Origin of the sequence: Pseudomonas sp. ML2-2023-3 (genome assembly GCF_037055275.1) — a bacterium.
Lineage (GTDB): Bacteria > Pseudomonadota > Gammaproteobacteria > Pseudomonadales > Pseudomonadaceae > Aquipseudomonas.
This window is the reverse complement of the sequence record NZ_CP146343.1, coordinates 4,670,736-4,686,694: the sequence shown is the minus strand read 5'-3', so window position 1 is coordinate 4,686,694 and position 15,959 is coordinate 4,670,736. Positions and strand designations below refer to the sequence as shown.

At 55.0% G+C, this 15,959-nt stretch carries 16 protein-coding genes and 1 pseudogene; 9 read left to right on the top strand and 8 right to left on the bottom strand.

Going from position 1 to position 15,959, the window contains the following annotated elements; all coding sequences use genetic code 11:
* Positions 1–317: 317 nt before the first annotated feature.
* On the top strand, positions 318–2,009 hold the full coding sequence (gene fadD1 / locus V6P94_RS21630; protein WP_133077284.1) for a long-chain-fatty-acid--CoA ligase FadD1: 1,692 nt from the start codon (positions 318–320) through the stop codon (positions 2,007–2,009).
* A 145-nt stretch (positions 2,010–2,154) separates the two neighbouring features.
* Here the strand turns inward: fadD1 and V6P94_RS21625 are convergent, their stop codons facing one another.
* Positions 2,155–2,532, bottom strand: a complete 378-nt coding sequence (locus tag V6P94_RS21625; RefSeq protein ID WP_326397486.1) for a hypothetical protein — start codon at positions 2,530–2,532, stop codon at positions 2,155–2,157.
* Positions 2,533–2,811: 279 nt separating this feature from the next.
* Between V6P94_RS21625 and V6P94_RS21620 the strand changes: the two genes are divergently transcribed.
* Positions 2,812–3,765 carry a YihY/virulence factor BrkB family protein gene (locus V6P94_RS21620; RefSeq protein ID WP_133077286.1) on the top strand — a complete coding sequence of 318 codons (954 nt, stop codon included), beginning with the start codon at positions 2,812–2,814 and terminating at the stop codon, positions 3,763–3,765.
* Between the two features lie 2 nt (positions 3,766–3,767).
* The gene (def, locus tag V6P94_RS21615; protein WP_133077287.1) at positions 3,768–4,307 is read left to right on the top strand and encodes a peptide deformylase; all 540 of its coding nucleotides are present in this window, start codon (positions 3,768–3,770) and stop codon (positions 4,305–4,307) included.
* On the opposite strand, the gene V6P94_RS21610 is transcribed toward def, so the two are convergent.
* Positions 4,261–4,710 carry a GNAT family N-acetyltransferase gene (locus V6P94_RS21610; RefSeq protein WP_326397487.1) on the bottom strand — a complete coding sequence of 150 codons (450 nt, stop codon included), beginning with the start codon at positions 4,708–4,710 and terminating at the stop codon, positions 4,261–4,263. The genes def and V6P94_RS21610 overlap by 47 nt on opposite strands.
* Positions 4,711–5,301: 591 nt before the next feature.
* Here V6P94_RS21610 and V6P94_RS25135 point away from each other — a divergent pair.
* A pseudogene (locus tag V6P94_RS25135) lies at positions 5,302–6,072 on the top strand (PAS domain-containing protein); the annotation flags it as partial.
* Entirely contained in the window at positions 6,049–6,621 is a 573-nt protein-coding gene (locus V6P94_RS25130; RefSeq protein ID WP_371928113.1) for a methyl-accepting chemotaxis protein, read from the top strand. The pseudogene V6P94_RS25135 and the gene V6P94_RS25130, both read left to right, overlap by 24 nt.
* Before the next feature lie 21 nt (positions 6,622–6,642).
* Here V6P94_RS25130 and V6P94_RS21600 read toward each other — a convergent pair whose 3' ends face one another.
* Complete coding sequence (locus V6P94_RS21600; RefSeq protein WP_133077290.1) at positions 6,643–7,674, bottom strand: LacI family DNA-binding transcriptional regulator; 1,032 nt, start codon at positions 7,672–7,674, stop codon at positions 6,643–6,645.
* 229 nt (positions 7,675–7,903) lie between these two features.
* On the opposite strand from V6P94_RS21600, the gene V6P94_RS21595 reads away from it, so the two are divergent.
* Both V6P94_RS21595 and V6P94_RS21590 read left to right on the top strand, forming a co-directional pair.
* Positions 7,904–8,437, top strand: a complete 534-nt coding sequence (locus V6P94_RS21595; RefSeq protein WP_133077291.1) for a gluconokinase — start codon at positions 7,904–7,906, stop codon at positions 8,435–8,437.
* Positions 8,438–8,522: 85 nt separating this feature from the next.
* Positions 8,523–9,875: a GntP family permease gene (locus V6P94_RS21590; protein ID WP_019829158.1), complete on the top strand. Its 1,353-nt coding sequence runs from the start codon at positions 8,523–8,525 to the stop codon at positions 9,873–9,875.
* Between the two features lie 112 nt (positions 9,876–9,987).
* Here V6P94_RS21590 and alaC read toward each other — a convergent pair whose 3' ends face one another.
* Positions 9,988–11,196 carry an alanine transaminase gene (gene alaC / locus V6P94_RS21585; protein ID WP_219262900.1) on the bottom strand — a complete coding sequence of 403 codons (1,209 nt, stop codon included), beginning with the start codon at positions 11,194–11,196 and terminating at the stop codon, positions 9,988–9,990.
* Between the two features lie 199 nt (positions 11,197–11,395).
* On the opposite strand from alaC, the gene V6P94_RS21580 reads away from it, so the two are divergent.
* On the top strand, positions 11,396–11,887 hold the full coding sequence (locus V6P94_RS21580; protein WP_326397490.1) for a GyrI-like domain-containing protein: 492 nt from the start codon (positions 11,396–11,398) through the stop codon (positions 11,885–11,887).
* Here V6P94_RS21580 and V6P94_RS21575 read toward each other — a convergent pair.
* From V6P94_RS21575 to V6P94_RS21560, 4 genes are all read right to left on the bottom strand, one after another.
* Positions 11,884–12,390, bottom strand: coding sequence for an N-acetyltransferase (locus V6P94_RS21575; RefSeq protein ID WP_133077294.1), 507 nt, complete (start codon positions 12,388–12,390; stop codon positions 11,884–11,886). The two genes, V6P94_RS21580 and V6P94_RS21575, sit on opposite strands and share 4 nt — an antisense overlap.
* A gap of 120 nt (positions 12,391–12,510) precedes the next feature.
* Positions 12,511–13,689: a GAF domain-containing sensor histidine kinase gene (locus tag V6P94_RS21570; protein WP_326397492.1), complete on the bottom strand. Its 1,179-nt coding sequence runs from the start codon at positions 13,687–13,689 to the stop codon at positions 12,511–12,513.
* A 149-nt stretch (positions 13,690–13,838) separates the two neighbouring features.
* Positions 13,839–14,144 carry a PepSY domain-containing protein gene (locus V6P94_RS21565; RefSeq protein WP_133077296.1) on the bottom strand — a complete coding sequence of 102 codons (306 nt, stop codon included), beginning with the start codon at positions 14,142–14,144 and terminating at the stop codon, positions 13,839–13,841.
* A gap of 96 nt (positions 14,145–14,240) precedes the next feature.
* Entirely contained in the window at positions 14,241–15,365 is a 1,125-nt protein-coding gene (locus V6P94_RS21560) for a glycerophosphodiester phosphodiesterase (RefSeq protein ID WP_133077297.1), read from the bottom strand.
* A 232-nt stretch (positions 15,366–15,597) separates the two neighbouring features.
* On the opposite strand from V6P94_RS21560, the gene V6P94_RS21555 reads away from it, so the two are divergent.
* On the top strand, positions 15,598–15,921 hold the full coding sequence (locus V6P94_RS21555; RefSeq protein WP_133077298.1) for a DUF2025 family protein: 324 nt from the start codon (positions 15,598–15,600) through the stop codon (positions 15,919–15,921).
* The last annotated feature ends 38 nt before the right edge of the window (positions 15,922–15,959 follow it).

Here is a 15,959-nt window from a genome sequence, read left to right as displayed (position 1 = left end):
TGGGCGTTTTTTTCAGCCATGAAAATGACCAATCGTTATCGATAGCCCCAAATGAATGATCTGTGAGGCCCGATATAGAGGGGTTTTGTCGTTAATAGAGTTTTTGCACTAATGATGACTTTGGATTGTCCTACAGTCAGGTTGGTGACTCTAAACCCTGTTTTTGGCTCTAGGCGGCCTTTGGCAAAGCTGCTACTCTCGGCGCGCTTTGTGACTTCTAGGTAAGTAAAAGCCAGATCTGTCCATTATAAAAATCAAACAAATAAGAACCGCACCCGATGCGGTGAAGAATTCGCGACGCTGAGGAGTGGGCTTCCATGATTGAAGGCTTTTGGAAGGATAAGTACCCAGCTGGGATTGCTGCTGAAATCAATCCCGATGAATATCCAAATATTCAGACGGTACTGCGAGAGTCTTGCCAGCGTTTCGCTGATAAACCGGCGTTCAGTAACCTCGGCAAAACCATCACCTACGGTGAGCTTTACGAGCAGTCCGGCGCATTTGCTGCCTGGTTGCAGCAGCACACCGACCTGCAACCCGGCGATCGCATCGCCGTGCAGTTGCCCAACCTGTTGCAATACCCGATCGCTGTGTTCGGAGCCATCCGCGCCGGCTTGATCGTGGTCAACACCAACCCGCTGTACACCGCGCGGGAAATGGAGCACCAATTCAAGGACTCCGGCGCCAAAGCGCTGGTATGCCTGGCGAACATGGCGCACCTGGCCGAGAAGGTCGTACCGCAGACCTCGGTCAAGTATGTGATTGTCACCGAAGTGGCTGACATGCTGGCGCCCTTCAAGCGTGTGCTGATCAACGCTGTCATCAAGTATGTGAAAAAGATGGTCCCGGCCTATTACTTGCCTCAGGCCATCAAGTTCAACGACGTGTTGAGCAAAGGCCGTGGCCAGCCGGTCAAGGAAGCGAACCCGGTAAGCAGTGAAGTTGCCGTGCTGCAATACACCGGTGGTACCACGGGTGTGGCCAAGGGCGCGATGCTGAGCCATCGCAACCTGATCGCCAACATGCTGCAGTGCAAGGCGTTGATGGGTTCCAACCTCAACGAGGGCAGTGAAATCCTGATTACGCCATTGCCGCTTTATCACATCTACGCATTTACCTTTCACTGCATGGCAATGATGTTGCTCGGCAACCACAACGTGCTGATCAGCAACCCCCGTGATTTGCCTGCGATGGTCAAGGAACTGTCCAAGTGGAAGTTCAGCGGTTTTGTCGGTCTTAACACCCTGTTTGTTGCGCTATGCAATAACGAGGCGTTCCGCAAGCTGGACTTTTCGGCCCTCAAGATGACGTTGTCGGGCGGCATGGCCTTGCAACTGTCGGTAGCTGAACGCTGGAAAACCGTGACGGGCAGCCCGATCTGCGAAGGTTATGGCATGACCGAAACCAGCCCTGTGGCTTCGGTGAACCCGATCCAGAACATTCAGGTAGGCACTATCGGCATTCCGATGCCTTCGACCCTGTGCAAAGTGATCAATGATGCCGGTGAAGAACTGCCGCTGGGCGAAATTGGCGAGCTGTGCATCAAGGGCCCGCAGGTCATGAAGGGTTACTGGCAGCGTCCCGACGCGACCGCCGAGATCATGGACAGCGATGGCTGGTTGAAGTCCGGTGATATTGCGGTCATTCAGCCTGATGGCTACATGCGTATCGTCGACCGCAAGAAAGACATGATCCTGGTGTCGGGTTTCAATGTTTACCCGAACGAACTGGAAGATGTGATGGCTTCCTTGCCTGGCGTATTGCAGTCAGCAGCAATCGGCATTCCGGATGAAAAGACCGGTGAATTGATCAAGGTGTTTATCGTGGTCAAGCCGGGCATGACGCTGACCAAGGATCAGGTCATGGCGCACATGCGTGCCAATCTGACTGCCTATAAGGCTCCGAAATTCGTCGAGTTCCGCGACAGTTTGCCGACTACCAACGTAGGCAAGATTCTGCGCCGTGAACTGCGAGACGAAGAACTGAAGAAACTGGGCCTCAAGAAGTAACGGACCTGGATACGAAAAAGCCCCGCATTGCGGGGCTTTTTTGTTTTGAACGCAACGCTTGTAGTCGCTGCCGAAGGCTGCGGTGCAGGTGTGTGGCGTTCAAAAAACGGGCTGCTACGCAACCCTTCGCAGCCTTCGGCAGCGACTACAACACAAACTGTGCGAAGTTGACGCCGGTACCTGTCGGACGCACGTCCTGCAAGTAGGAGTCTTTGTCCGCGCTCAGCTCAAGGCTCATGGTCGGCGTACGTTTGTGCGTTGCGCGAACGACCATGCCTTCGCGTTTTTCACGCAGGAATGCAGTGGTCACCTTCAGGTGGAGCAGTTCGTCGGTGCTTGGGGTGTGCAGCAACAGGTGCACCCATTCGTATTGACCGACGGCCAGGCGGGCCAGCGGAATATCGAACCACCAGATGTTCTTGTTGGTGTTCAGTGCGGCGAAATGGCAGTTGTTGACGCCGAGTACCGCGCCGCCGAGTTCCTGGTTTCTGCGGGCAATAGCCAGCTTTTTATCGAGTTTCATAAACTTCCTACAATTGCGGATCTTCAGCGCCATAGCCTGAATACGTCGCGTATTCTCGGGGGTTAGCGAGCAAACATAAAGCCCAACCTGCTCTGATCGACGAAATGATCGGCAGAATTAAATGAAACTCGCTGCCGGGCCGGGGGGTCAACCTTGGAGTGGGCTTTTCACAGGTTTGGCGATCAAGTGCTTTCAAAGTCGCCAATTGGACTACTTTTAGGTACAACCCTTCGCTTGGAGGCGTGTGATCTCAATAACTCAGCGGCGAAAGGAGACGCTATGTTTTTTCCAGGCTTGAACGGCCTGCCTTTGGGCAAAGTCTTGATCAGAACGGTCAAGGAATTTATCGACGATGAGATGTCGACCTATGCCTCGGCGTTGGCCTATCAAATGCTGTTTTCGTTATTTCCATTCATTCTGTTTCTGATTGCATTGATCGGCTTTTTGCATCTTCCCGATTTCTTTACCTGGCTGCGCCTGCAGTCCGAACTGGTGCTGCCACCGCAAGCGCTGGAACAGGTCAATCCGGTGATCGATCAATTACAGCAATCCAAGGGCGGATTGCTGTCGGTGGGTATCGTGATTGCGTTGTGGACAGCTTCCGCAGGCGTGCGGCTGATGATGAGTGCAATGAATGCCGCTTATGACGTGGTAGAAGGGCGTCCCATCTGGAAGCGTTTTCCGCTGTCGATTTTTTACACCATCGGTATTGCCGGCATGCTGCTGGTTGCTGCGGCACTGATGGTGCTCGGGCCACAGGTGATGAGCTGGCTCGCGGGGCAGGTAGGCCTTGAAGACTTTGTGGTGACGTTGTGGACCATCCTGCGCTGGCCGGTGATCATCCTGCTGCTGATGGTGGCCGTGGCGTTGATGTATTACGTGATGCCCGACGTGGAGCAGAAGTTTCGCTTCATTACGCCGGGCTCGGTGCTGGCAGTGGTGGTATGGATCATCGCGTCATTGGGTTTTGCCTTTTATGTCAAAACCTTCGCGGACTACAACGCCATGTATGGCAGTATCGGGGCAATCATCGTGCTGTTGCTGTACTTCTACATTTCGTCCGCAGTGCTGTTGTTGGGCGCTGAAATGAATGCTGTGATTGAACACATGTCGGCTGAAGGCAAGAATCCGGGTGAGAAGACGTTCGATGAGTCTGACGACCCTGATCCAAAGAAGCATGTCTCCGGCCTTGGGCGCGACCACTCCCTTAAACCCACTTCTGATGAATACTGACCATGATTCGTGAAATCTTGAAAATGGGCGATGAGCGTCTATTGCGTGTCGCAGAGCCAGTGCCGGATGAAATGTTCGACACGCCAGAACTCTGGCAATTGATCGACGACATGCTGCAGACCATGGAGCACGCAGGAGGCGTGGGCCTGGCGGCTCCGCAAATCGGGGTTGACCTGCAATTGGTCATCTTTGGATTCGAGCACAGCGAGCGTTACCCGGATGCTGAAGCCGTGCCTCAGACCATCCTGATCAATCCCTTGATCACGCCTCTGAGCCCGGCCCTTGAAGAAGACTGGGAGGGGTGCCTGTCAGTGCCCGGTCTGCGTGGGGTCGTTGAGCGTTTTCACAAGATCCGCTACGAAGGCTTCACGCCCAAGGGTGAGCCGATCGTACGGGTGGCCGAAGGTTTTCATGCGCGGGTGGTACAGCATGAGTGTGATCACCTGATAGGTCGCCTTTATCCGTCACGGATCAAGGATTTCAGCAAGTTCGGTTTTATCGAGGTGCTGTTTCCTGATCTGGAGCCGGGTACCCAGGAGTAGTGGATCCCAGCGCTATCATCGCCTTGTTGCGTTGATAGCGAACCAGCCGCTCGTGCAGGGCGTGGGGCAACTCCACGTCCAGGCTGAACCCCAGCTTTTCATAGAACCCTTGCAGCTCGGGATCGCAGAACAACCAGACCGGTCCTTCGCAGGCTTTCACCGCATGCCTCACCAGCTCCCCTGCAACGCCTTGGCCGCGCAGTGCTGGTGCGACAAACAACCCGGTCAGCCAGTGGCCGTGAGCCATTGGCCGCAGACACAATCCGGCGACAATGTCCTCTTGGCGAGCGACCCATAATTGTGCGTCCTTGACCGCTTTCATCGACGATTGATGGGCACGGTAAAACTTGTTCATTAACGGCCATAAAGGTGCGTCAAGCGGGGCGTAAACAATCGCAGTCATAAGTCCACAGGCTTTAGGGAAGGGCTCGCAGTATAAACAAACAACGGAGTGGTTTTGTGCCGTTGTCGGTTTTTACTGGAAAGGGTTATTCGAAATTAAAACGCAAGAGCATTCATTCTTTTTTGAATAACGGGTTTTAATTAAAAGTTCGCAACGGATCAGTGTTATACCTGAGTTCACATCCTTGAACACTGGAGCGCACGACATGGCTAAAGGCATGGATTCAAAAAAGGCGGCGAAGAAAAAGCCGGCCAAAACAGCGGATGAAAAACGCGCTGATAAAAAATCCAAGAAATCCGATACTGGATTGTTTGGGCATTAAGTAATTTGCCGGGGGCTCAGTTCTTGGGCCCCTGCCAGTTTTAAAGTGCACATCCTCCATTTAGCTATTTTTTAAAGCGTGAGCGCTCCGTCGCAGCTTGATGGCTATGTGCTTGCACGGATCATTTGCCTAGCTATGCTCCACCGTTACGGGGCGTAGGCGATAAATGCTTTAACCCTCGAAGTGCGTACAGCTCTAACGTTAAAAGTTTAAAGCGCAGCCTTGAAACTTTTGAATTATCAATAGACAGCACCTCCAGGGATTGAGCCATGTTTAATTTGCATAACAAAGCCGACCTGCTTGAGAACAAACGTCTAAACGGCTCATTGAATGACACGTTAGCGAAGGTGCAGGCCATCAGTCGGTCCATGGCCATTATTGAATTCGCTCCGGATGGCACCATTCTTGATGCCAACGAGAACTTTTGCAGGGTAATGGGCTATTGCGCTGACGAAATCCGGGGTAAGCATCACCGGATTTTTTGCGAAGATAGTTACCAGAGGTCCAGCGACTACAGTCATTTCTGGAGTGATCTGGCCCGTGGAGAACCGTTGAACGGTACCTTTTCACGGCTCGACAAGGCCGGGCGCGAGGTGTGGCTTGAAGCCAGTTACATGCCTATTGTCGGCGCAGATCAGCACGTCACCCGCGTGATCAAGGTGGCTTCGGATATCACCGCTCGAATCAACAAAGAGCACGAAAACCAGAGCATTGTGAACGCCTTGAGCCGCTCGATGGCAATGATCGAGTTTTCTCCTGATGGCCGGGTGATCAATGCCAATCAGAACTTTCTCAATACCATGCATTACTCGCTGAGTGAAATCGTCGGTCAGCACCACGGCATGTTCTGTCGGCCCCATGAGGCCGAATCATCGGGTTATAAAGCATTTTGGGCTTCGCTCAATCGTGGCGAGTATCACTCCAGGCGTTTTGAACGGGTCGACAAACATGGGCACACGGTTTATCTCGAAGCCTCCTACAACCCGATTTTTGATGCCAAGGGCCGTTTGTACAAGGTGGTGAAGTTTGCCAGTGATATCACAGCTCAAGTCACCAATCTGCAAACTGCCGCCGAATCGGCCCACAGCACGTCGGTGCAAAACGACGCCTGTGCGCAGAAAGGCTCACAGGTGGTTCAGCAGACTGTGCAAATCATTGAAGCCATCTCCAAAGACCTCAACGAGGCGGCGCAAAGCATTGATGCGGTGAGCAAGCAGTCGGACAGCATCGGGAAGATTGTGCAGACCATTCGCGGGATTGCCGATCAAACCAATTTGCTGGCGCTCAATGCCGCGATCGAAGCGGCGAGGGCAGGGGAGCATGGTCGCGGGTTTGCCGTGGTGGCGGATGAGGTGAGAAGTCTGGCGGCGCGTACCAGTGCGGCCACCCTGGAGATTGTCGAAGTGGTCCGCAGAAACCATGACCTCTCGCTGAGTGCAGTGACCAGTATGCAGTCAAGTCTGAGTCGAACCGGCCTGGGGGTCGAACTGGCGAATGAAGCCGGGGAGGCGATTCTGGAAATCCAGCAAGGCTCCAGGCATGTGGTCGATGCCATCAGCCAGTTCAACTCAACGTTGCAACTGCATTAATTAACTGCGGGAGCAGGGGCCTTAGCTGCTCTCACGCACCATCAGTTCAAAACCCATGTCTTGCACCGGATTGGCCACTTTGTTGCCGGCCATCAGTGTGAGCATCTGCTCGGCCGCACGACGGCCGATGGCTTCTCGGGGGGTACGAATACTGCTTAAGCGCGGCACCATGAATTCCGAGGACGGCAGGTCGTTAAAACCTAATATGGCGATTTGCTCCGGGATTTTAATGCCGGTGCGTGCGGCTTCCAGCAGTGCGCCCTGGGCAAGGTCATCGTTGCCGAAAAAGATCGCATCTACCTGCGGATGGCTGGCCAGCAACTGCAGGAACAGTTCGCCACCAAGGCCAACAGAGGACGGGCGCGGCGTCAGCAGTTCAAGCTCCGGGTTGTACAAACCCGCCTGCTGCAAGGCGCGGCGAAAACCTTCGCCACGCAACAGCGTGCGCTGATCAAGTTGGGCGCCTATATAGGCCAGGCGCTTGCGGCCACGGGAGATCAGGTGCCGGGCAGCGGTTTCACCGGCCTTCAATTGGGAGAACCCGACGCAGTTCAGGCCCTCGGCGGCATCCAGCTCCATCATGTACACGCAGGGTACATTGCTGCTTTCAATCATCCGTCGTGAGCTTTCGGAACGGTCAAATCCGGTCAGCAGGAGGCCGCGCGGCTGATAGGCCATATAGTTGCGCAGCAGGTTCTCTTCTTCATCACGGGAGTAGTGAAAGTTGCCGATCAGCACCTCAAAACCCCGAGGACGCAATACGTCATGTATGGCTTCGAGGGTGTCGATAAACAGCAGGTTGGACAAGGACGGAACCAGCACCACGACGGAGTGGCTCTGTGCTGAAGCCAGTGCCCGGGCGGCCGGGTTGACCACGTAGTTCAGCTCATCGGCGGCAATTCGCACCTTTTCGGCAAGGTCCGTGGCGACGCTGCTGATACCGCGCAAGGCACGGGAGGCAGTGATGGGGCTGACCCCGGCCAGGCGGGCTACTTCGTTAAGGGTGGGGCGACCCGTGGTTCGGGTGTTTTTATCGTTTTTAGAGGTGGTCATCGGGGCGGCTTGCCAAACAAAAAACAAGTCACTAAGGTAGCGCTGTCCTGACGTGCCCGCAATTGCCTGATTGTGTGTAAATCAGTTACCCCAGCTTTGTATGTCGAGAGCGTCACCGCGTCTCCCCATAAAAATGAGAAATAGACGTCGGTAGCCTAGGCTTTGTGCTTTGCTTTCAAGTATTGAACGCATGGACAAAGACAGCGCTGTCTACGGACTGAGGTGTTTCATGAGTCAACCTATCACTGCTCTGGTCATCATGGGCGTTGCCGGCTGCGGCAAGTCCAGCGTTAGCCAGGCACTGTGCCAGCTCAATGGCGCGACCCCGATTGAAGGCGATGCGTTTCACCCTGCGGCCAACATCGACAAAATGAGTGCCGGTATTCCCCTGACCGATGAAGATCGTGCCGGCTGGTTAGATAGCTTGTGCGATGAATTGCGTCGTGCGGTTGCCAGTGGCCAGCGTCCGGTCTTGACCTGCTCGGCGCTAAAACTGCGTTATCGCGAGCGTTTGCGTGATGCGGTTGACGGTCTGGGCTTTGTTTTTCTGGAGCTGACCCCCGAGGTTGCCGCTGCGCGAGTGGCCGATCGTCCTGGGCACTTCATGCCCAAGACCCTGATTGACAGTCAGTTCGCTGCACTTGAGTCTCCGACCAATGAGTCATTGGTGCTGACCTTGAATGCAGCCGAGATGAACATTAAGCAATTAGCGAGCGCTGCCCGGGATTGGTGGTGCGAGCAGACGGTAATGGCAACCTCATGATGTTGTTTCAAACAGATAGCGCTACCTGCCTCGGCTGTAGCGGCACCTACGTACTTGATAAGAACAAAAAGGCAGGAGACGCCCCATGCTAGGCATGTCCCACAATACGTTTCTGCTGCTCGATGCAGTGGTCACCATCATCGGCCTGATCGTATTGATCACCCGATTCAAGCTGCACCCGTTTATTGCCTTGATCATTGCCTCGGCGTTTCTTGGCTTGACCGCCGGCATGCCTGCCAACCTGATCATCAAGTCGTTCCAGGACGGTTTTGGTGGTGTATTGGGCTTTGTCGGGATCATCCTGGCGCTGGGCACCATGCTTGGCAAAATGATGGCCGACTCCGGGGGGGCTGACCAGATCGCCCGGACCCTGATTCGTGCCTTCGGCAAGGAAAAGGTGCAATGGGCAATGATGTTTGCCGCCTTCCTGGTGGGTATTCCGTTGTTCTTCGAAATCGGCTTTGTGCTGCTGATTCCGTTGGTGTTTATCGTTGCGCGTCGTACCGGCGTGTCGATCATCAAAATCGGTATTCCGTTGCTCGCAGGTTTGTCAGCCGTTCACGGTCTGGTGCCGCCGCACCCGGGGCCGCTGCTGGCCATTGGTGTATTCGGTGCTGACATCGGCAAGACCATTTTGTACGGCCTGATCGTTGCACTGCCTACCGCGATCATTGCCGGTCCGATTTATGGCACGTTCATCTCCAAGTACATCCCGGGTCACGCTTCCCAGGAGTTGATGGACCAATTGGCGAGCGAGCCGGAATCCAGCACGCTGCCGAGCTTCTCCATCACCTTGATCACTGTGCTGCTGCCAGTATTCCTGATGCTGCTCAAGACGTTTGCCGACGTTGCGCTGCCTGATGGCAACTTCTTCCGTGTCTGGATGGACATGATCGGTCACCCGATCAGTGCCCTGTTGCTGGCATTGCTGCTGGCGTTGTACACCTTTGGCGCGCGCCAGGGGATCGACTCCAAGCGCATCCTCAAACTGCTGGACGCGAGCCTGGCCCCTACCGCAGCGATCATTCTGATCATCGGCGCGGGCGGCGGGTTCAAGCAAATGCTGGTAGCCAGCGGTGTGGGTGACGTGATCGGCCATATGGCGGTGAACGCGCAAATTTCGCCAATCCTGCTGGCCTGGCTGGTGGCGGCGGTGATTCGTATTGCAACAGGTTCTGCGACCGTGGCAACGATTACCGGGGCGGGGATTGTATTGCCGGTAGTGGATATGATTCCGGGCGTTAACCGCGAACTGCTGGTGCTGGCAACAGGGGCGGGCTCGTTGATTCTGTCTCACGTCAACGATGCCGGTTTCTGGTTGGTGAAGCAGTACTTCAACATGACAGTGGCTGAAACGTTCAAGACCTGGACCGCGATGGAAACCATCCTGTCGATTGTAGGTTTGATCTTTATTCTGCTGCTGTCGTTGGTGGTTTAAGCGCCACCAAACCTGTGGGAGCGGGCTGGCTCGCGATAAGCGCAACGCGGTGTATCTATTGCACCGCGGCGATCCAATCGCGAGCCAGCCCGCTTCCACACTGGTTTATGGCTTAGCCCGGGTTAAAGCCGTCAGCCCGGAACATGGCGCGGATACCACGTAGCGCCTGGCGAATGCGGTCCTGGTTTTCAATCAGGGCAAAACGCACATGATCGTCGCCGTATTCACCAAATCCTACGCCTGGGGACACACAGACTTTGGCATCCGCCAGCAACTTCTTGGCGAATTCCAGTGAGCCCATGTGTGCATAAGCCTCCGGGATCTTGGCCCAGATATACATCGAAGCTTTCGGGTTTTCGACCATCCAGCCCAGTTCGTGCAGCCCTTTGACGATGACGTTACGGCGCTGGCGGTACTGCTCGGCAATATCCTTGACGCACTGCTGGTCGCCTTCGAGCGCAGCGATCGCGGCCACTTGCAGCGGAGTGAAGGTGCCATAGTCGTGGTAGCTCTTGATCCGCGCCAGAGCGTTGACCAACTCCGGATTGCCCACCATGAAACCAATACGCCAGCCTGCCATGTTGTAGCTTTTGGACAGCGTGAAGAACTCCACGGCTACGTCCTTGGCGCCAGGTACTTGCATGATCGAAGGTGCTTTCCAGCCGTCGTAGACGATATCGGCGTAAGCCAGATCGTGAACCACCAACACATCGTATTGCTTGGCCAGGGCCACCACGCGCTCGAAAAAGTCCAGCTCCACGCATTGCGCCGTCGGATTGGACGGGAAGCCCAGAATCATCATTTTTGGCTTGGGGATCGAGCCGCGAATGGCTTTTTCCAGCTCGGCAAAAAAGTCCACACCGGGGATCAGCGGCACCGAACGCACCTGGGCGCCGGCAATCACGGCACCGTAAATGTGGATCGGGTAGCTGGGATTAGGCACCAGCACGGTATCGCCCTGATCCAGGGTGGCCAGCATCAAGTGTGCCAGGCCCTCTTTGGAGCCGATGGTGACGATGGCTTCGTGTTCCGGATCGATCTCAACGTTGTAACGGTCGGCATACCAACGAGAAATAGCCCGGCGCAGACGGGGAATACCCCGCGAAGTCGAGTAGCCGTGAGTGTCTTCACGCTGTGCGACGGTGCAGAGTTTTTCGACGATATGAGGAGGCGTCGGGCCGTCAGGGTTGCCCATGCTGAAGTCGATGATGTCTTCGCCGCGACGTCGGGCGGCCATCTTCAGCTCAGCCGTGATGTTGAAAACGTAAGGGGGGAGTCGATCGATGCGCGCAAAACGGCGCGGCGAACCTTGGTCTGCCATGTGAGCCTCTGATACGTAAGCGCCCGGAACCGTCCGAGCGACGTTGACCACTGCGGTGGTCCGGGCAAAACAATACGGGCGGTGATGGCCTTTTGTCTAGATGCTGTCGGGGTCTATTTTTCCGCTGATCCGACCCAGCTGTATATTTGTTCCTATACTCAGCTGCTAAGTTTCCTACTTACTCTATCGAGCATGCCCCATGGATCAAATAGAAAAGTTCGAACTGTCAGCTCCGCGATTTGCCAAAGGTCAGTTTCAACTGATCGCGGGTTTGGGTGGCCGTTTCACTGAGGAGACCGCTGATCGAATTCCACAATTGTGGGAAAAATTCATCCCGGAAATCGGAAAAGTGCCAAGTCAAATTGGCGATGAAACCTACGGCGTTTGTTGTAACCCTGATGGCAAAGGAGGCTTCGAATACATTGCCGGCGTGGCCATCAGCAAGTTGGACGATCTTCCTGAACGGTATCGCTGGATCGAACTGCAAGAGCAGTCGTATGCGGTCTTTGAACATCGCGGCCCACTGGACACCCTTGCGCAGACGTTTCAGGCAATCTGGCAAGACTGGTTGCCTCATTCGGGCTACGAAGCTGCTGATGCGCCCGAGTTTGAACGTTACAGCGCGGACTTCAATCCGGACACCGGCGCAGGGCTGTTAGAAATCTGGTTGCCTGTTAAAAAGCCGATTTAGCTTGCGCGCAGTTGGGGCTGCGACGGTGATATCAGGGGCAGTACCAGGCGTCGCTCGCCACGGTAGGCTTCGCCTTGTTCGATCCAGCCCTGGCTCAGATAAAAAGCCAGGGCGCTGGCGTTGAACGGGCTTACCGACAGCATCAATAGCCGAATTTCGGGCCAGAACTGTCGAATGGCCCGGGGGAGTTCGCGCAGGCAGGCTTTACCCAACCCCAGGCCCTGAACGCCGCTGTCGACTTGAAACGCATGCAAGGTTGCGCTGCCAGGCTCAGCCCAATGGGCCAAAAGCGGCTCACGCTTGAGCAGCATAAAGGCAACCGGAAACTCCTCACTGAGCAGCGCCAATCCCTTGATCCCCGCGTGCGGCTGAGCAGGCAGTGAGTGCAAGGCCGAAGCAATGTCGCCGCAAAAAGCGATTTGCTCAGGAGCTACCTCAATCTTGCGCAGTTGCTCGCGTTGCAGGGGGGTAAGGTCTTCATAAGCGCAGAGGCGGGTGTTCATATCTGGATTCTGTCGAGGCGCAATAGGGGGCAACTGACGGGTTGGATCAGTTACTGCTGAGCAGCACGTCAGTTTCTACCCATCAGGGGGCCAAATACAGATTTATTCGTCTATCGGTTTTCAGTTCATCGGCAAGCTGAAGGTGAAAACCGTGCCATGAACTTCATCGGAGGCGACTTCGAGTTGGCCTCCATGGGACAGGGCGATCTGGCTGGCAATGTACAACCCAAGTCCAAGACCGGCTTGCGGGATGTGGTTGGCCGGACGTGAATAGGGTTTGAACAAGTGTGGCAGCACATCAGCCGGAATGGTCTTGCCCTGGTTGGCCACCCTGATACTGAACACGCCATCCTGGGTCTGGATGGCGACGCGCACCGTGCCGGTGGAAGAGCCATGGGTGATGGCGTTGATCAGCAGGTTGGAGAGCAGTTGTGCCAAGCGGCCACTGTCACATTGAAGACCTTTGAGTTGACCTATCTGCGAGAGGATCAACCGCTCGGGATGAACATTTTGTATCTCTGAAATCACGTGGCTGAATACCTGATTCAGATCCCGGCATTCGCTCAAGGTCACGGGGATTCCGCTGCCGAGCCGTCCCCGGGCAAAGTCCAGGACGTCATTGACCAGCTGCGAGGCCCGATGGCCAGAGGTCAGGATGTGCTGCACCAGAACGTAGGTCTGCGGGTTGGAGTGCTTGCGCAGCAAGCGCTCGGCGGCGGCCGTAATGGCGAATAACGGGTTGCGCAAGTCATGGCCGATAACGGCGATAAATTGTTCGCGCAACTCAGCATTTTCTCGCTCCTGCTGCAGCGCTGTTTCTGTGCGCTGCAGGTTTTCTTCTGCTTCGATTTGCAGCGATAGCAGGCGTGAAAAAGACTCCATTGTCGACTGGATGGTGCTGTCCCTGAGGCGTGCAGGCTCTGGGTCAAGTGCACACAGGGTGCCGAAAAAACTGCCGTCGGTACGCCACACCGGAATCGTGATGTAGCTCTTGAAACGATACATTTTTGGCGTGTGATGGTTCTGGTACAGCGGATCTTCGCTGGCGTTGTCGATGACGATCGGCAGGTGCGAGTTCATGCTTTCAAAGCACAGGGTACTGACCAGGTCCAGCTCTCCACCCGGCTGCAAACCAAAGTTCAGATTGTCGAGTACCGCGCAGGCGGTCCAGGTTGTTTGGGTGACACGGGCAACGGCGGCAAAGCGCATTCCGGTCATTTCAGTAATGACCTTGAGGATCGCTGGAACAGCACTGATCCGGTTAATCGTTGCGATATCGTCAATCGCGCCTTGCGCCATGGTGGATGCTCTTGCTTAAAAAATTGATTCTAGTCATAACACTGAGCGTGGCACAAATTCCTGGAGGATTTGTATACAGGCCTGAGTTGGGCCAATAAAAAAGGCCGCCTCCTTCATAAATAAGGGGCGGCCTTTTTATTTAAATCAACTCAAGTGTCTTGTTTGTCCTGCAGGACCTCAGCTGTTTTGGCGTCGAGATCAACGTCCCACTTAACGCCTTTGGTATCGCGTAATTCAACTTCATAAACCAGTTTGCCGTAGGAATGATCAAGCTCTGTATCGAGAATGGTTGCGCCTGGGTGTTTATCCAGCGCCGCTTGATTCAACTTTTCAAATGAGGTGATTTCACCCGACTTGATCAGCCCTGGAATATGGTCTGGGCGTACATCTGCCTGGGCAACACCGGCAGTCAGTGCCAGGGCAAGAGTGGCGAATACTATATTCAGTGCTTTCATGTTTAATCCCTTGGGGTTGAGGTGTTTAAGTGGGATCAGATTATCCGGCGCAACTTAACTCATCCTTAATTTCCACCCCGTTACAGGTTAGCGGTTTCAGTAGCCATTCTTTTCCAGCACTTGGTTGACGCTGTGTGGAGCCGATCGCTGGTAGTACGTGAGCAGTTCGCTTGCGCGGTTAGTGAAAATACCGTCGACGCCTGCGTCCATTGCCTTCTTGAAGTCCACGGGTTCGTCGAGGGTGTACACGTGTACCAGCAAGCCCTTGTCGTGGGTCGCCTTGTTCATCCACGGCTTGATCAGGTCGAAGTAGCTCTGGTCACCGCCGCGGGTCAACGCTGCCGAAGGGCCTGTACCGATGGCTCCGTTGGCCTTGGCAAAGTCGAGCCACTGGATGAACTCGGCCTTGTCCTTAGGCTGCAGCTTGGCGTAATACGCAGCTTTATCCTTCTCGCCCGAGTCGGCGAAGCGCTGAGTGGTGTTCGGTGTCATACCGCCTTCACCGACCCATAACAGCAGGATTTTTGGTGTGTTGGGCATTTCTTTTTGCAGCAGTTCGAGGCTGTTTTTGTCAAAGGTTTGCAACATTATCCGGCCTTTTCCCTGGCCGACCAGAGGCTCTGCCGTTGTTGTTGCCGGTTCGAGCCAGCCACGTTCGCTCAGTTTGTTTTTCAGGTCGTGCTCAAGCCCCGGGAACTGTTTGGGCTCTTTGGTTTCGATGTACAGGCCAGGCTTGTGTTGCGGGTTGCCTTGGGCAATATCGATTATTTCGTCCAGCGTCAGAATGGGCAGCCCAACATAGGATGGGCGCGCACGATCGGGATAAGCCTGATTGAACCAGCTACCGGCATCCAGGGTTTTAAGCTCGGCCAGCGTGAAGGCGCTGGCGGGACTGTCCTTGCGTTCCGGGAATTTTTTGGCCACGTCGGTGGTGCGTAACAGGCTGTTGTCATGTAACGCAAACAGAACCCCGTCCTTGCTGCGTTGAAGGTCCATTTCCAGATAGTCGGCGCCCAGGTCCCGGGCGAGGGTATAGGCTGCTGCTGTTGATTCCGGGGCGTCGAAGGAGGCACCCCGATGTGCAATCACTGCAGGACGCGGTATGCCATGAGCGTTGGCCAGTGCCGCCTCGGTCGTGCTGGATGCGCTGGCGGCCTGTGCGCCGCCCATGCCCAGAAGCAGGCTCAGTAGCAGGGCGGTTTTGCCAAAAGGGTCAGGCATGGGTTGAGTTCCTTTCAATCAGAAAAATAGAGGTCGCCTTTTTAACAACACGGCAGCCATGGGTACTATCAAGAATCCGACACAAACGAGTGTCTTGTTTGGTTTTAAGCGTTTTTTCTTACAAATGTGCAGTATTCTTGGCCACATCAGTGCCCCCGGCAGAGGGGCAGGCGTTAAATCTTGCGTGTAAACCATCGTTCCAGAGCCTCTGGGCTCGTCAGTGAGGTTTACCATGCGTATCACTTCGCAACTAATCTGCCAGGCCGCCGACCAGCTAAACGGCTTTGTCGGTTTAAATCGCAAGACAGGCCAGCACATTGTCCGTTTCAGTGAGGATTCCTTCGGGATGGATGTCGCTGACGACAACATTACGCCCGCCAGCGAGTTTGTCTGGCACGCCGATGGCGCAGACACCATGACCCTCAAGCGCGAGCTGATTCAGTTATTACTGGATCAAAATATTGATGATCGTTTGAACATCACCGAGCCATTGCGTGTGTACATGCAGCGTCTGGACGTGCCTGAGATTTCGGCTGTACGCCGTTGCGTCAATTGAGTGGAGCAGCCCAGGACACTATTTTTTCCTGGGCTGCT

Excerpts from the sequence above, each read along its gene's own strand:
- fadD1 (WP_133077284.1), top strand. The coding sequence starts at position 318 with ATGATTGAAGGCTTTTGGAAGGATAAGTACCCAGCTGGGATTGCTGCT.
- V6P94_RS21595 (WP_133077291.1), top strand. The coding sequence starts at position 7,904 with ATGAGTCAACCTATCACTGCTCTGGTCATCATGGGCGTTGCCGGCTGC.
- V6P94_RS21590 (WP_019829158.1), top strand. The coding sequence starts at position 8,523 with ATGCTAGGCATGTCCCACAATACGTTTCTGCTGCTCGATGCAGTGGTC.
- V6P94_RS21625 (WP_326397486.1), bottom strand. The coding sequence starts at position 2,532 with ATGAAACTCGATAAAAAGCTGGCTATTGCCCGCAGAAACCAGGAACTC.
- V6P94_RS21570 (WP_326397492.1), bottom strand. The coding sequence starts at position 13,689 with ATGGCGCAAGGCGCGATTGACGATATCGCAACGATTAACCGGATCAGT.
- V6P94_RS21575 (WP_133077294.1), bottom strand. The coding sequence starts at position 12,390 with ATGAACACCCGCCTCTGCGCTTATGAAGACCTTACCCCCCTGCAACGC.
- V6P94_RS21610 (WP_326397487.1), bottom strand. The coding sequence starts at position 4,710 with ATGACTGCGATTGTTTACGCCCCGCTTGACGCACCTTTATGGCCGTTA.
- V6P94_RS21560 (WP_133077297.1), bottom strand. The coding sequence starts at position 15,365 with ATGCCTGACCCTTTTGGCAAAACCGCCCTGCTACTGAGCCTGCTTCTG.
- V6P94_RS21565 (WP_133077296.1), bottom strand. The coding sequence starts at position 14,144 with ATGAAAGCACTGAATATAGTATTCGCCACTCTTGCCCTGGCACTGACT.
- V6P94_RS21580 (WP_326397490.1), top strand. The coding sequence starts at position 11,396 with ATGGATCAAATAGAAAAGTTCGAACTGTCAGCTCCGCGATTTGCCAAA.
- V6P94_RS21600 (WP_133077290.1), bottom strand. The coding sequence starts at position 7,674 with ATGACCACCTCTAAAAACGATAAAAACACCCGAACCACGGGTCGCCCC.
- V6P94_RS21620 (WP_133077286.1), top strand. The coding sequence starts at position 2,812 with ATGTTTTTTCCAGGCTTGAACGGCCTGCCTTTGGGCAAAGTCTTGATC.
- alaC (WP_219262900.1), bottom strand. The coding sequence starts at position 11,196 with ATGGCAGACCAAGGTTCGCCGCGCCGTTTTGCGCGCATCGATCGACTC.
- V6P94_RS21555 (WP_133077298.1), top strand. The coding sequence starts at position 15,598 with ATGCGTATCACTTCGCAACTAATCTGCCAGGCCGCCGACCAGCTAAAC.
- def (WP_133077287.1), top strand. The coding sequence starts at position 3,768 with ATGATTCGTGAAATCTTGAAAATGGGCGATGAGCGTCTATTGCGTGTC.